This window comes from Mycolicibacterium elephantis DSM 44368 (genome assembly GCF_004014805.1).
GTDB classification, from domain to species: domain Bacteria; phylum Actinomycetota; class Actinomycetes; order Mycobacteriales; family Mycobacteriaceae; genus Mycobacterium; species Mycobacterium elephantis.
The window spans coordinates 58,857-73,104 of record NZ_ATDN01000021.1 but is presented as its reverse complement, the minus strand read 5'-3'; the positions used below and the strand labels follow the sequence as shown (position 1 = coordinate 73,104).

Annotated in this window: 12 protein-coding genes; 5 read left to right on the top strand and 7 right to left on the bottom strand. The window is 63.0% G+C overall.

Annotation, left to right across the window (positions count from 1 at the left end):
- Window position 1: 1 nt before the first annotated feature.
- Genes MELE44368_RS15650 through MELE44368_RS15640 form a run of 3 tightly spaced genes read right to left on the bottom strand, consistent with a single transcriptional unit; the run spans window position 2 to window position 3,718 of the window.
- The gene (locus tag MELE44368_RS15650) at window positions 2–1,282 is read right to left on the bottom strand and encodes a glycosyltransferase (protein WP_128109320.1); all 1,281 of its coding nucleotides are present in this window, start codon (window positions 1,280–1,282) and stop codon (window positions 2–4) included.
- A complete protein-coding gene (locus MELE44368_RS15645; RefSeq protein WP_128109319.1) occupies window positions 1,282–2,295 on the bottom strand; it encodes an NAD-dependent epimerase/dehydratase family protein in 1,014 nt (337 codons plus the stop codon). The genes MELE44368_RS15650 and MELE44368_RS15645 overlap by 1 nt, the downstream gene beginning before the upstream one ends.
- A gap of 40 nt (window positions 2,296–2,335) precedes the next feature.
- Complete coding sequence (locus MELE44368_RS15640) at window positions 2,336–3,718, bottom strand: nucleotide sugar dehydrogenase (RefSeq protein WP_128109318.1); 1,383 nt, start codon at window positions 3,716–3,718, stop codon at window positions 2,336–2,338.
- A gap of 284 nt (window positions 3,719–4,002) precedes the next feature.
- On the opposite strand from MELE44368_RS15640, the gene MELE44368_RS15635 reads away from it, so the two are divergent.
- Window positions 4,003–4,752, top strand: a complete 750-nt coding sequence (locus tag MELE44368_RS15635; RefSeq protein WP_128109331.1) for a rhamnosyl O-methyltransferase — start codon at window positions 4,003–4,005, stop codon at window positions 4,750–4,752.
- On the opposite strand, the gene MELE44368_RS15630 is transcribed toward MELE44368_RS15635, so the two are convergent.
- Window positions 4,749–6,017, bottom strand: coding sequence for a glycosyltransferase (locus tag MELE44368_RS15630; protein WP_128109317.1), 1,269 nt, complete (start codon window positions 6,015–6,017; stop codon window positions 4,749–4,751). The genes MELE44368_RS15635 and MELE44368_RS15630 overlap by 4 nt on opposite strands.
- A 159-nt stretch (window positions 6,018–6,176) precedes the next feature.
- Here MELE44368_RS15630 and MELE44368_RS15625 point away from each other — a divergent pair, with 159 nt between their 5' ends.
- The gene (locus tag MELE44368_RS15625; protein WP_128109316.1) at window positions 6,177–7,838 is read left to right on the top strand and encodes a GMC oxidoreductase; all 1,662 of its coding nucleotides are present in this window, start codon (window positions 6,177–6,179) and stop codon (window positions 7,836–7,838) included.
- A 99-nt stretch (window positions 7,839–7,937) separates the two neighbouring features.
- Entirely contained in the window at window positions 7,938–8,726 is a 789-nt protein-coding gene (locus MELE44368_RS15620; protein ID WP_064929710.1) for a GAP family protein, read from the top strand.
- A gap of 25 nt (window positions 8,727–8,751) precedes the next feature.
- Here the strand turns inward: MELE44368_RS15620 and MELE44368_RS15615 are convergent, their stop codons facing one another.
- On the bottom strand, window positions 8,752–9,693 hold the full coding sequence (locus MELE44368_RS15615; protein WP_128109330.1) for a sulfotransferase family protein: 942 nt from the start codon (window positions 9,691–9,693) through the stop codon (window positions 8,752–8,754).
- 244 nt (window positions 9,694–9,937) lie between these two features.
- Here MELE44368_RS15615 and MELE44368_RS15610 point away from each other — a divergent pair, with 244 nt between their 5' ends.
- Together MELE44368_RS15610 and MELE44368_RS15605 are read left to right on the top strand one after the other, a co-directional pair.
- A complete protein-coding gene (locus MELE44368_RS15610; RefSeq protein ID WP_082933361.1) occupies window positions 9,938–10,789 on the top strand; it encodes a phthiotriol/phenolphthiotriol dimycocerosates methyltransferase in 852 nt (283 codons plus the stop codon).
- A gap of 129 nt (window positions 10,790–10,918) precedes the next feature.
- The gene (locus MELE44368_RS15605) at window positions 10,919–11,608 is read left to right on the top strand and encodes a rhamnosyl O-methyltransferase (protein ID WP_277749993.1); all 690 of its coding nucleotides are present in this window, start codon (window positions 10,919–10,921) and stop codon (window positions 11,606–11,608) included.
- A gap of 14 nt (window positions 11,609–11,622) precedes the next feature.
- Here the strand turns inward: MELE44368_RS15605 and MELE44368_RS15600 are convergent, their stop codons facing one another.
- Both MELE44368_RS15600 and MELE44368_RS15595 read right to left on the bottom strand, forming a co-directional pair.
- Window positions 11,623–12,918 carry a glycosyltransferase gene (locus tag MELE44368_RS15600; RefSeq protein WP_128109314.1) on the bottom strand — a complete coding sequence of 432 codons (1,296 nt, stop codon included), beginning with the start codon at window positions 12,916–12,918 and terminating at the stop codon, window positions 11,623–11,625.
- Window positions 12,919–13,235: 317 nt separating this feature from the next.
- Window positions 13,236–14,234: a Gfo/Idh/MocA family protein gene (locus MELE44368_RS15595; protein WP_128109313.1), complete on the bottom strand. Its 999-nt coding sequence runs from the start codon at window positions 14,232–14,234 to the stop codon at window positions 13,236–13,238.
- Between the last annotated feature and the right edge of the window lie 14 nt (window positions 14,235–14,248).

Here is a 14,248-nt window from a genome sequence, read left to right as displayed (position 1 = left end):
TTCAGCCGCGACGCGAGAGCGCGAACCTCTCCGCCAGGTCCGCCGCGGCGGCGACACTGTCGGCCGGTTTCGTCATTTTCGCTGCGAGTTGCTGGGCGCGGACGAGATATTCCGGAGCGAGGATAGTCCGCAGGTCTGCAACCAACGTCTTCTCAGTGGTTGCCGAGAAGCGCCGCCCGGTACCGACTTTGAGTTTCTTGAGACGAGCCGCCCAACACGCCTGGTCGGGCAGCATCCAGAGGATCATCGTCGGTCGTCCGGAGCGCAGACCCGCGTTGGTGGTGCCCGAGCCACCGTGGTGAACGATCGCGCGACATGCCGGAAAGATCTCCGCGTAGTTCAGTGCGCCAACGATCTTGACGTGGTCGTACTGCGGGACCTTGCCGAAATCTGTCCAGCCCGCGCCGATCAGTGCTCGCTCCCCAAGTTGGTTGCACGCGCCGGCGATCATCGCGATCGTGTCGGCAGCAGCGGAATCGAGCGGCATGCTGCCGAAGCCGAAGAATATCGGCGGCGTTCCCGCAGCGATCCATGACGCGATCTCGGTGTCGTCGTCGGCAGGCAACTCCATCGTCAGCGCTCCGACAAACGGTCGTCTGGGGATCTCTTGGTCATTCCACGGCGTCCATTCATCCGCCAGCCCCGGGTAGCACAGCGCGTCGTAGGCCTGGATTTCCATCGCATCCAGTGCGTCAATCCGTTGTGCCCAATGGCCGGTGGCCTTCGGCAAGCCGAGGGCGAGACGTTCGGCGTCGTCCTCGGCTTTGTGCCCCCGCCAGGTCAGCCACTCGGCGGCAGCCATTGTCGAGCGGCCCAGACGCGGTGACAGGAACGGCACGAGATAACCGTTGATGCGCAACGGGAAATGTTGCAGCGTGGCCAACGGGGTACCGCAGCACTCTACGACATTCGATGCGACTTCCTCGTAGTTCATCCCGGTGAGCAGCAGGTCGGTTCCGGCGCAGAGCGCCGACAGCGTCTCTCTGACCTGTTCTCGGTATTCACTCAGGGGCGCCGCGAACTCGTATAACAACCTGTTCAATTCCCGGAGTTGCCAGGGCTTGCTGAAGAACAGGCTCCAGTACTTGTGGTGAGGCTCGATCACTGCGTCCAATGTCGGCCCAAAGGCGACGGCCTCGGCGCCCGAGGATTTGGCGAAATCGACCAGTTCAGGCCCGACCACCAGGTGTACGTCGTGCCCTCGGCTCACGAGTTCCCGGGAGAGGGCGGCGTAGGGTTCCACTTCACCCCGAGTTCCCCAGTTCGCCAGGACGAACTTCATCAGCGGCGCTGGTCCTGACCGTTGCCGGGGGGCTCTTCGAGATACCACGGGTTGGTCCGGGCCCACTCGATGGTGCGGCGTAGGCCCTCCTCCAGGTCGACCTGCAGGCGCCAACCCAGCAACCGCTGCGCCTTGGTCGAATCCGGGACACGACGGGGGATGTCCTCGTAGCGATCCCCGTAGCTCACCGCGGTGTCGAACGCCTCGGTACTCGACACCGAGTCGACCTTCGCGATCTTGATGGCCAGATCGACCGCGTCCCGCATGGTCGTCTCGGTCATGCTGCCGATGTTGAACGCCTCACCGATCCCCGCGTCGCCGTCCGCGGCGAGCAGCGTGCCGGCCACCGCGTCATCGACATAGGTGAAACAGCGTGTCTGGTTGCCCGAGTCATACAGCAACGGCTCACGACCGTTGAGGATGCGGTGAATGCTCTTGGAAATCACGAAGATCGGGTTCTGCCGGGGTCCGTAGACGTTGAAGAACCGCACCACCGTCACCGGCAGCCCGTGGGCCTCGTGCATCGCGAAGACCATGTGTTCGGCCATGGCCTTGCTGGTGCTGTAGCTCCAGCGGGCGGTCCTCGTCGAACCGACTACGCGGTCGTCGTCTTCGGCCCATGGTGTGTTCGGGTTCTTGCCGTACACCTCCGACGTGCTGGTGAACACCACCCGCGCCCCGTGCCGATGGCACAACTCCAAGACGTTGCGGGTGCCGATCACGCTGACGTCGACGACCCGCAGCGGATCCTCGACATACTTGTTGACGCCGACAACCGAGGCCAGGTGAAAGACCTTGTCGACGTCAGGGGTGATGGCCGTTTCGAGAGCGGCTCGGTCGGTGACGTCGCCTTGCATGAACCGGAAGTTGGGATGCCGGTCGAAGTCGATGCTGGTGTCGCGGGTGTTCTTGGCGAAGTCGAAAACCGTGACCGTGTCGCCCCGGTTCAGCAACGCGGTCACCAGGTGCGAACCGACGAAGCCGTATCCGCCCGTCACGACGACATTGGACATAATGTTCTTTCTGTTCGATGCAGGGCTGTCGACCGGCCGGCTACCGGCCAACGCCCTTGTAGACGAAGCCGGCCGCGCGCACGGCCGCGGGGTCGAAGCTGTTCCGTCCGTCGAGGAACACGCATTCGACGCTGGTCAGGTCAGCCAACTTGGTCAGCGGGATCTGGTGAAACTGGCGGTGTCCGGCGAGCACCATCAGGGCGTCGGCATCTTTGACCGCGGACTCGATGTCGGGCGTGAGGGGGATCTTCGTCACCGCGTGGGCCTCCTCGTCAACGACCCACGGATCGTGAACGGAGAGCTGACAACCGGATTCCTCGAGCATCGAGACGATGTATTTCGTCGGGGTGAGCCGGCAATCACCGGTGTTGTTCTTGAACGCGATGCCCAGCACGGCGATTTTGCTGGTTTCGATCGTCTTGCCCTGTGCGGCGAGGAGTTCGGTGAGCAACCCGTAGGTGTAGGCGGGCATGGTGTCGTTGACGGTTCTGGAGGTCCGAGGGATGGCCAGGTCCAGCCCGACGGACTGGCCCAGGTGATTGAGGAACCACGGATCCTTGGTCAGGCAATAGCCGCCGACGCCCATGCTCGGCCGCAAGATGTTCACCGGGGCGCCGCCTTTCGGCATGGTGTTGGCCGCCTCGATGACCTGCAGCGCGTCCATCCCGAGCTGGTCACACAGTTTGGCCAGCTCGTTGGCCAGTGCGACGTTGAGATCCACCCACAGGTTGTCGGCCAGCTTGACCATCTCGGCGGTCCGGGGGTCGTCGACGACAACGGAGTCCACTCCGAGCGCGTGCCGCCACAGGGTGGCGCAGGCGCGGGCGCTGCGCTCGTCGACAGCACCGACCACGACGGGAATCGACGTCAGTTCGTGGATGGCTTGGCCTTCGGCGATCCGTTCCGGACAGAACGCCAGCCCGAAGTCGACCCCGGCGCGAAGCCCAGAGGCCTCTTCGAGGATGGGTCGCACGAGGTTTTCGGTGGTGTCGGGTGGCACCGTGCTCTTGAGGACGATGAGGTGGCCGGTCCGCACATGTTCGCCGACGGCCCGCGCGGCCGCCTTGATGTCATCGACGATGGGCTCGTAATCCGGGCCCAATGGCGTGCCGACCGTCACGATGACGAAATCGTTGTCGGCGAGGGCTCCGAAGTCGGATGTCGCGCGGAGCCGGCCCATTCGGACACTGTTGGCGACGAGCTCGTCAAGGCCGGGCTCGGGGACCGTGGTCTTGCCCAGGTTGATCTCGTCGACGACATTTTGCCGCACATCGATTCCGGTGACGGGCCAACCACGATCGGCCAGTACCGCACCGATCACCGTGCCGATGTACCCGAAGCCCACGATCGCGATGCCGGACCGCATGCCGCGGACCAGCAGGTCGACCTCGGAGTCGCTCCGCCCGAACGCACCTCTTGCCATTGCGGTACCAAGCCCTCCAGTGCTCGTGCACGTCCGGTTGAGATGTCAGCGAGTACCCCCCGGCCCCCGCTGACGGCCGCAGTTTAACTAACGCTCGCGTCAATCACCCGCACTTTCAGAATTTACAACAGCGGGACGAACTGTTAACCCCGGCGGGTCTCCGCCCGCATTTTTCGCAGGCGACAATATGGGCCCGCATCTCTTGCTAGCATCCGGCGGTGCAGTGGCGACGTCAGGAATCCGCAGATCGAGAAGCCGGCGCGCAGGCGACTGGCACGGGAGCGATGATCAGCAACTATACGAACGGCGCGAAGGTCCCCCGAACCGTCGCGGCTTACCTTGCAGGCGCGCGCAGCCTGGTGAATTCCGCGCGGTCGGTCTTCTTCTACCAGCCCCGGGGGACAGAGGCGGAGGAGTACCACAAGTGGTACTACAACACCTTCGTCTGGCGGAAGACCTCCTGGATGGGGGTGACCTGCTGGAAATCGGTCAGCGATATGTGGAACTACCAGGAGATCCTGGCGGAACTCGAACCGGCCCTGGTGATCGAGTTCGGCACAAATCAAGGCGGCTCCGCCCTGTTCTTCGCCAACACCATGAAACAGATCGGTCACCCCTTCAAGGTGCTGTCCGTGGACGTCACCCACAAACCTCTCGACCCCAAGGCCCGTCGAGATCCCGACATCTTGTTCGTCGAATCGTCGTCCACCGACCCGGCCGTCGCCGAACAGATCCGACGTCTCAAGGACGAGTACCCGGGCAAGATCTTCGCCATTTTGGACAGTGACCACTCGATGAACCATGTGCTCGGCGAGATGAAACTGTTACGGCCGCTTCTTTCTTCCGGCGATTACCTGCTGGTGGAGGACTCAACGGTCAACGGACATCCCGTCCTCCCCGGCTGGGGGCCAGGACCCTACGAAGCCATCGAAGCCTATGAGCGCGAGTTCCCCGATGACTACAGACATGACGTGGAGCGGGAGAACAAATTCGGTTTCACCTTTGCCCCCAACGGGTTTCTGATCCGCAACTAACTTCTGGAGCGCAACCGGGCGAACCGCTCTACTGAATCGGCAGCGCTCGAAGCGCTTTCGGAGGCCTTGGTGATGCGCGGGGCGATATCACGGGCACGCTCCCGGTACCGGGGGGCCAGAACACGGCGCAGTCCCGTGTACAGCGATTTCTCGGTAGTCGTCGAAAAACGCTGCCCGGCACCGATTTTCATACGCTTCAGCTGGGCTGCAAAGAATGGCTGGTCAGGCAAGGTCCAGAGTATCAACTGAGGAACCCCGGCTCGAAGGCATGCCGCCAAGGTGCCGGAACCCCCGTGATGGACGACCGCGCGGCACAATGGGAAAACAGTCGCGTAATTCACCTGACCCACCACCTTGACGTGGTCGAAGCGGGGAGCGGTTGCGAAATCTGTTCCACCCGCGCCCACCAGGGCGCGCTCACCCAGCCGCGCACAGGCGGACGCGATCATCTCGACCATTTCTGCCGGCGAGCCGATCGGTACGCTGCCGAATCCGAAGAAGACCGGCGGCGTACCCTCGGCAATCCACTGCGCCACCTCCTCGTCGGCATCTGTCGGTGACTCCAGCGCCAGGGCGCCGACGAACGGTCGCTTTCCATCGCACTTCGCCCATTCGGTCGCCAACCCGGGAAAACACACCTGCTCGTAGGCCTGGATCTCCAGCGCACCACGGTCGGCGATCCGCCGCGGCGCGGGCGCTGCGGCGTCGGCCAGGCCCAGCTCGCGGCGTTGCGCGTTCTCGTCGTTTCGCGTGCCACGCCAGGCCGACCAATCGTTCACCCTCATCACCATGCGGCTCAGCGGCGACGGCAGGAACGGCATGAGCTGGCCGTGGGCACGGCACGGGAAGTAGTGCAGCGTGGCCAACGGCAGGTCGAGAGCCTCGGCGACGTTGGCGGCTGGCTGCTCGAAGATCAGCCCGGTGAGGAGCAGGTCGGCGCCCTCGGCGGCCGCCGCCAGGGACGTCGTCATGTGCGACCAACATTCGGCGGCAAACTGTTCGGTCTCGCGCGCCATGCTTCTGAGCTCTTTGAGCTTCCACGGCGTGCGCGAGTAACAGGTGAAGTACTTGCGTTGCAGCTCGAGGATCGGCGCCGAATCCAAGCCGTAGTCCACCGCTTCGAGTCCGACCGCGGCAGCAAAGCCGGTCAAATTGGGCGGAACGGCCAGACACACATCGTGACCTCGACGCTGCAACTCCCGGCCGACCACGACGGCGGGTTCGACGTCGCCACGCCCGCCGTAACTCGCCAGCACAAATCTCATCGTCGGATTGGCCTCTCAGTCCGCCCCGCGCAACGCACCGGCAGGAGCACGGGCCATTATTACCAGTTTTTGACGCGCACGTAAGCGTTCTATCGCTGGGCTGTGCCCTTCGTTGGTAGGCTCCCCAATCGCCCAGACCCGACCAGGCCGAGCTGGGCCATGCCGCTGAGGAGTTCAGTTTTGGTTGACGGCGAGCTGAGCCCGCGCGAAGCCGAGCGCATCGTGTGGGACGCGATCGTCGTGGGCACCGGCATGGGAGGGGGCATGTTCGGCTACTCGCTGGCGCGGTCGGGCCGGCGGGTGCTGTTCGTCGAAAAGGGCAGATCGACACTGCCGGGAACGCCGGGGGTTGTCCGCTCGGCCATGCCGGAGTTGGCCGAGCCGACGGCGGCCCGATCTGCGGAGGCTTTTTACGCCGCATTGGCGAGGGCCGGGCGCTCTACCGACGAAGTCGAAGACATCAGCGGGCGCTTTCCCAAACGTTTCGTGCCGTTCATCGGCAGTGGAACGGGAGGGTCGTCGGCCATTTACGGCATGGTCTGCGAACGGTTCTTCGTCGACGATTTCTCACCTCGGCAGAACTTTTCCGACCCTGGCGATTCCACTGTGCCGGACGCATGGCCAATCACCTATGACCAGTTGGCGCCCTGGTACGCAGAAGCAGAGAAGCTGCTGCGGGTTCGCGGCGAAGCCGATCCGCTCCGCCCGGAGGCGGCTAACGTCGGATTGCCTGCTGCTCCGCCGTTTTCGGACGACAACAAACCCATTGTCGACTATCTGTCGGGCCTCGGCTTGCACCCCTATCACCTGCCGATGGCCTGTGACTACGCCGACGGGTGTGCCACGTGTCAGACCTATCTCTGCCCACAGCCATGCAAGAACGACGCCTCCCGCGTCTGCGTGCTGCCTGCCGTGTCGGAACACGGTGCCGGCTTGCTCACGCAATGCCGCGTGGTGGGTCTGGACGCCGACAGCACCCAGGTCCGACGGGTGATCTGCGACCATCCGTCGGGGCGCGTCGAGTTGACGGCGAATGTGGTGGTGCTGGCCGCGGGCGCGCTGGCCACCCCGGTACTGCTCCTCAATTCTCGATCGGGCGACTGGCCGCAGGGATTGGCGAACGGCTCGGACATGGTGGGCCGCAACCTCATGCGTCATCTGCTGGATCCCATCGAGATCTGGCCGCAGCCCGACAGCGCGATCACAGACGCCAACAAGGAGATCGGGCTCAACGATTTCTACTTCTTCGAAGGCCAGAAGTACGGCACCGTCCAGTCGTTCGGCGCGGTGCCGCCCATGGAATGGCTCGTCAACCGCCCGGACGCCCGGGGCAAAGCGTTGCGCCTGATGCGCCCGGCGGTGCGCCAGATCTACGAGAGGTTCTTCACGGGGGGACTGATCCTCGCCACGATGATGGAAGACCTCCCCTACCTGGACAACCGCGTGCTGCCCTCGCAGCGCCCCCGTTCAGACGGCCGCCAGCGAATGCGAATTCGGTACCGACTGCACGCCAACGACTCTGCGCGGCATGCAGACTTCCAGCGTCTATTTCTCGAGATGCTCAAGCCGTTCCGGAAAAGGAGGTTGGGCAGCGGCAAAGACAATTCGAACATGGGACACGTCTGCGGCACCTGCCGGTTCGGGACCGATCCGACGACGAGCGTGCTGGATCCGCAGAACCGAGCTCACGAAGTGACCAACCTCTACGTCGTCGACACCTCGTTCTTCCCGTCCAGCGCAGGCTTGAACCCCAGCCTGACCGTCGCGGCCAACGCTTTACGGGTGGCGGCCCATGTGGACCAAGCGCATTTCACCAGCTGACCTGTCTCCCTATTAGGGACTAGGCCGAGCCCAAGATCCGTACGTGGTGATGAACCATCTCTCTGACGCGCGCTGTCGGCGCGCGGTAGTGTCCGGTCAGTGTGGGGGTCGCTGCTGGCACTGGCGCTGGTGGGCTCGCTGAATCCGGTGCGCCTGGCAGCCACATTGCTGGTGAGCTCCCGGCCACGCCCGCGGCATAGTCTCTTCGCGTACTGGCTCGGCAGCCTGACGATGGGAATTCTGGCCCTCGTTGTTCCGCTGATCGTGCTGCACTTCACGCCGGCGTTTCAGTCGTTCACCAACGATTGGGCCGCCCCTCAGTCGAGTCCGACCGTTCGGTACATCCAGATCGGCATAGGGGCGGTCGCCCTCACGAGCGCTGCACTGATCATCGTGGGTGTGTTGACGCACCGGAGACGGCCGGCACGCGTAGCGGCGGCCGACGGCGATCGCCCGGTTCTGGTGCCGGACATGAGACCACCGCCCGAAACCTTGGCGCCTCCGCAAGATCCGTTGCCCGAGAGCAGATCTGCGATCCGCAAACTACTCGCACGCGCCCACGCAGCGTGGGAGAAGGGTTCCTTGTGGGTGTCATGGACCATCGGGTTTCTGACGGGGCCGGCACCTGACGTGGTTCTTTTTGCCCTCGCAATCATCGTGGCCTCGGGCGCAGCGATCGGCATACAGATCATCGGTGCGGTCACCTACGTCCTCGGGGTACTCGGAGCAGTCGAGATCATCCTCGTCTGCTATCTGGTCACACCGACGAAAACCCAGGCGGCACTGCGACGACTGCACGGATGGGCGGCCACGCACCGACAGAAACTCCTGGCCGCCATGTTGCTGGTGGCCGGACTGTCGATGCTGAATCACGGCTTGGGAGGGTGAATCCGTCCGGCGGATCGCCACCAGGTCAGGCCCATGTCTCCCTGCGTCGGTGCGCCAGCGCGAGCGCCGAAAGACCCAGTTTCACAAGAGGCAGCGGCATCAATCGGGTCAGGTTGTGGTACCGCTGAACCTCGGTGAACACCGTACGAAATCCGCGTTCGCACACGCGATACTCCTCGAAAACGCGATCCAACTCGGCCTGGTCCCAGGGTTGATCTCGCGAGGCCGCGCTGAGCGCGTCATATACAACCGAGACCCAGTCGGTTCCAAAGGGTTCGGCGACTGGGCCACGATTTCGGTGGTGGCGCAGATCGGAGGTGAGGAACTCGTCGACAACGTCTTCGTCCTGGATGTCGAGATCGACGCCGAGGGTCGTGGAAATGCGCTTCACCTCCCGTCGCCAACTTTCGAGCAGGTTGGAATACTCAACGAACACGCGAGGAATGTCCCGGGACCCTCTTTCAGCCAGCAGCGTGTACCTGAGCCACGATGCGCTCACCAGTTCCGGCGAGGACTTCACGTATAACTGGCGGCCGGCACGCTTTCCAATCGACGCGATGACTTCGGCCGGGTGCCGGACCGCGATCACCACCGCGGTGTCGAAACCCGCCTGGCGCGCCGCTTCGAACCACAAGTCGGTAAGCGCCGTCGTCTTGGGCTCCTTCATCACCACCAACGGCGCAGCAGGCAAAGTGGTGAGATAGGCGCGGATCTTGGCGATGGCGCTAGCTCTCGCCCCGGCGTCGAGCGAACCTTCCCCCGGCAGCGGCAACGACACGTCGTAGCCATCACTGCCCTGGCGGCGCAAGATCTCTTCGTTGAGGTGAATGGCTGCACGCGGTTCCCAGTAGCCACGTGGGTTACTTCCGGTGGCACCCAAAAGTCCCTTGGGGAGCGCGGCTCCACACAGTGAAAGGACTCGAGTGAGTGCCGACGTGCCCGATCGACCGAATCCGATGATGAACAAGAGGACCGGGCGTGCCACGGTCCCGTCTTCCGAAGCAGAGGTCACCCGCGCACCTCCGCGCCGCTACATCGGCTGTCAATCCAGGCCAAGAGAACTCCCAACCGATCGCTGTGGACAGCGGCGTCGTCGCTACAGCGCGCTTCGCAAGCCTCCGCCCCGCGAGCGGCCATGGCTAAGCACAAAGCAAGCAGGCTAAATTGTCAAGCCCGTCAAAATTTGGTCCCAGGGGAATATCATGCCTGCCATGACACGACCCTCAACGCCACGCGCTGATGCCATTGCGCGGATCATCACCGCGGACGTTGCACTCGGTCCGGTCATACGGAATGCGGTCCAAGGCGTCAACAAACGGCTCTACCCGTACCTGACCCGCCGGGTCAGCGACGACGTTTTCTTTCTGAACTGGGGTTACGAAGAAGACCCGCCGATGGCCATTTCGCTGGAGACCTCGGATGAACCGCACCGCTACCCGATTCAGCTGTACCACAGCACCGCGACCCAGGCCGGTGACCTTGACGGCAAGGACATGCTCGAAGTCGGCTGCGGGCACGGAGGTGGCGCGTCGTATATCACTCGCGCACTGGGGCCGGCATCTTATGTGGGCTTGGATCTCAACCCGGCCGGTATCGAGTTCTGTCGTCGGAACCATCAGGTGCCGGGTTTGGAGTTCGTGCAGGGCAACGCCGAGAGCCTGCCGTTTCCCGCCGCGTCCTTTGATGCGGTGATCAATGTCGAATCGTCACACTGCTACCCACATTTCGAGCGGTTCCTCGGTGAGGTTGAGCGGGTGCTGCGGCCGGGTGGTGCGTTTCTGTATACCGACGTGCGGCAGCGCTACGAGTGCCCGCGATGGGAAGCGGGACTGGCAAGCGCACCGGCGCTGCAACTCGTCTCATGGCGGGAGATCAACACAGAGGTGCTGCGGGGGCTGGAGCTCAATCCCACCCCTTGGGGTGGCCGGGTGATGGACAGTTTGGTACCCAAATTCATGCGGCGGGTGGCCCGGAAGGGGGCACCCGTGCGCGAATCTTGGATCTACCAGAATCTGGCAAACGGTCGCATGTCATATCGGCTGTACTACTTCGTCAAAGGTTGATCGGTTCTTCCGACGAACCGCCGTGGCCGACGCCGCTGCGTTGAGAATGGGAATAGCATGGTGAGTCAACGAACTTCGGGACAAAAACGGTCGACCCTGTCAACCAAGCTGAGGATCCTGAACCAACTCTTGTTCTACAGACGAGATCCTCGGCTGTTTTCTCAGCTCTTCTACCGCTCGACGGGCTCAGAGCCTGAGGAGTACTCCAAGTGGTATTTCAACAATCTGGTATGGCAGGACACCACCTGGATGGGGATCGAGACGTATAAGTCGCCGTGCGATATGTGGAATTACCAAGAAATTTTGGTGGATCTGAAACCCTCACTGGTCATCGAATTCGGCACGGCCTTCGGTGGCTCAGCCGTTTTCTGGGCAACCGTGATGCGCCAAATCGGCGAACCGTTCAAGGTACTTTCGGTCGATGTCAGCCATAACCTGCTGAGGCCAACGGCACGGCGCGACCCTGATGTGGAGTTTGTCGAATCAACTTCTGCATCTCCGCAAGTCGCTGAGCGCATTCGACAGCTCAGAAATGAGTATCCCGGCAAGGTTTGGGCCATCCTGGACAGCGACCACTCCAAGGATCATGTGCTGGCTGAGATGAAACTTCTACGACCCTTGCTGTCGGCGGGCGACTACCTCGTCGTGGAAGACTCACTGCTCAACGGACATCCGGTCGCGCCCGAGTGGGGGCCGGGCCCCTATGAAGCTATTGAGGAGTACGAGGCGGAATTCCCCGACGACTACACCCATGACACGGCTCGCGAAACCAAATTCGGATGGTCGTTCGCACCCTACGGATTCCTGGTCCGCAACTGATGCAGCCGAAACACCTATAACGCCTGCCCTCGCCGATCAGCACCACGACCGGTTTGCGCAAAGCTCTCCACGAGATTTGCCGCAACGGTCGCACTTTCGGCAGGCTTCGTCATGCGCATGGCGAATCGGCGTGCCCGCGTGAGGTATTGGGGTGAAAGTACCCGACGCAGGTCCGTCAGCAATGTCTGGCTGGTAGTCGTCGAAAAGCGGCGCCCCGTGCCGACTCTCAGTCGTTTGAGCTGAGTTGTCCGCAACCACTGATCGGGCAGTGTCCACAGGCCCACCTGTGGGACTCCCCCTCGCAGGCAGGCGGCGATCGTACCCGCGCCGCTGTGGTGTACCACCGCCCGGCAGAGGGGGAAGACCTGCGCGAAGTTCACCTGACTGACCACCTTGACATGTTCGGGGTACGAGATCGCACCGAAGTCGGTGGAGCCTGCCCCAACCAGCGCCCGCTCACCTAACTGCTCACATACGGCGCCGATTATGGCGATCGTTTCAGCCGGGGAGCCAACAGGTACGCTGCCGAATCCAAAGAATATCGGCGGCGTCCCACTGTCGATCCACGATACGACCTCGTCATCGAAATCCGTTGGCGCCTCAAGTGTGAGCGTGCCGACAAAGGGTCTTTGACCACCCCATTTCGCCCATTCGGCTGCCAGCCCTGGGACCACCGCTTCGTCGTACGCCTGGATCTCCAGGGCGCCACGCTGCGCGATCCGGTTCGGCCATGGAACCTTCGCCTTCGGCAATCCGAGCTGACGCCGTTGGTCATCCTCAACCTGTTTCACCGGACCTGCCCATGACATCCGCTCGTAGGCTTTCATCACAGCACGGCCCAGAGGCGCAGGCAGGTAAGGCAGAACCTGTCCATTGGCTCGCATTGGGAAAAAGTCGACCGTCACCAGTGGGATGTCGTAATACTCGGCAACGTTGGCCGAGAACTGCTCGAACCCATTGCCGGCGACGATCAGGTTTGCCTCTTCGGTCATCGAGGTCAGGGTCGCGAACGCGTCCTGCGTCCAACATTGGGTGACGATCTCACCAATCTGGTGCCCAAGTCTTTCCAGCTCTTTCAGCCTCCAAGGGAACCGGAAGAAGCAAGTCCAATAGTCGCGCTGCGCGTCCATCATGACTTGCGAGTCGCTCCCCCAAGGTTTCACCGTGAGCCCTGCCGACTCGGCGAAGCCAACCACGTTCGGCGGCACAGCGATGTGCACGTCATGACCTCTGCGCAGCAACTCACGACCGATAACGACGCTGGGCTCGACATCCCCACGGACACCGTGGCATGCCAGCACTACCTTCATCGGAGACTTAGCCTTTCAAGCCATGCACGCGCGCAGGGTCGGGTACACCACCCAGTATCGCCGGTCGTTGGCAGGCACAGTGAGCGTTTGGCCATCTCCTGATGCTGCGATCGTGTGCAGCTCCTGATTCATGACGTGGAGTGGTTCTAAGCGAAGCGCTTGCTTGGCGATGGCGCAGATTACCGCGGTGGGGCCGCTCAGAACCCGAGGACTCAACCTCGGCGCCCGCGCCGCTGAAGCTGCACAACCTAGGGTGTCCACGGTCCGATTCTCATCGACGACACCGCTCGGCGTGACTCGGCCTAGCCGGAATTGGGTCAGCTCGGCTCGCGGATCGGAAGCCCTGCGGCGCGATAGACGTCGTCGATGAGGGTCATGTTCTCGACGGCATCCTCCGGCGTAGTCCGTACCGGTTCGCCGCGGAGCACCGCGCCTGCAAACGTGTCCAGCTGATAGGCGTAGGTGGCCCGTTTCGGGAAGCGTTCCACGCGCCGGCCATTGGCTGATCGGATCGAGAGTCGCGGGTAAAGATGAGGTGCCGCAGGACTGATCACCCGCAGCCTGCCGGCGTCGCCGACTACGCTCGCGGTCGCCCAAAACAGGTTCGATGACCACAGCGCGCATCGGAGCCGGCCGGTGTGGCCGGCCGCGTACCGCAACTCCGCCGACATCGCCCGGTCGACCTGCGGCTTCTGCAGTTTGGCTTGTGCCGAAACAACTTCGGGGGTCGATCCGCCGAATGTGCGGGCCATATTGGCCACGTAGCTCCCGGCGTCCATCATCGCGCCGCCGCCGAGCTCGTAGTTGTAGCAGTTGGCCTTGAACGTCGGCAGCAGGACACACAAGCTGACGTCTACTCGCTGCAGTGTGCCCAACTCCCCTGAGTCGATGATCTCCTCGACCCGTCTTGTCAATGGATGATGACGAAACTGGATTGCCTCCATGACCACGCGGTCTGACTTCGCAGCCAACTCGGCGATCTCACGCGCCTCAGCGGCGTTGGCGGTGAACGGCTTCTCACACAGCACGTGCTTGCCCGCCGCAAGGGCCGCCTTGGTCCACTTTCCATGCATGCTGGTCGGCACGAGGACGTAGATGGCATCCAGGTCGGGATCGTCGATCAGTTCCTCGTAGCTGCCGTATGCCTTTTCAATACCGTGCTCGGCGGCGAAGGCCTCTGCGCTCGGCACATCACGTGATGCCGCCGCCGCCACGACAACCTCGGTATTCCCCTTCGCCGGATTGATGATGGTCGTCGGCGCGAAGCTCGAAGCGCCCAAGATGCCGATCCGGACCGGGCCCCTTCTGTCTGACATGGGCTTCTCTCTTC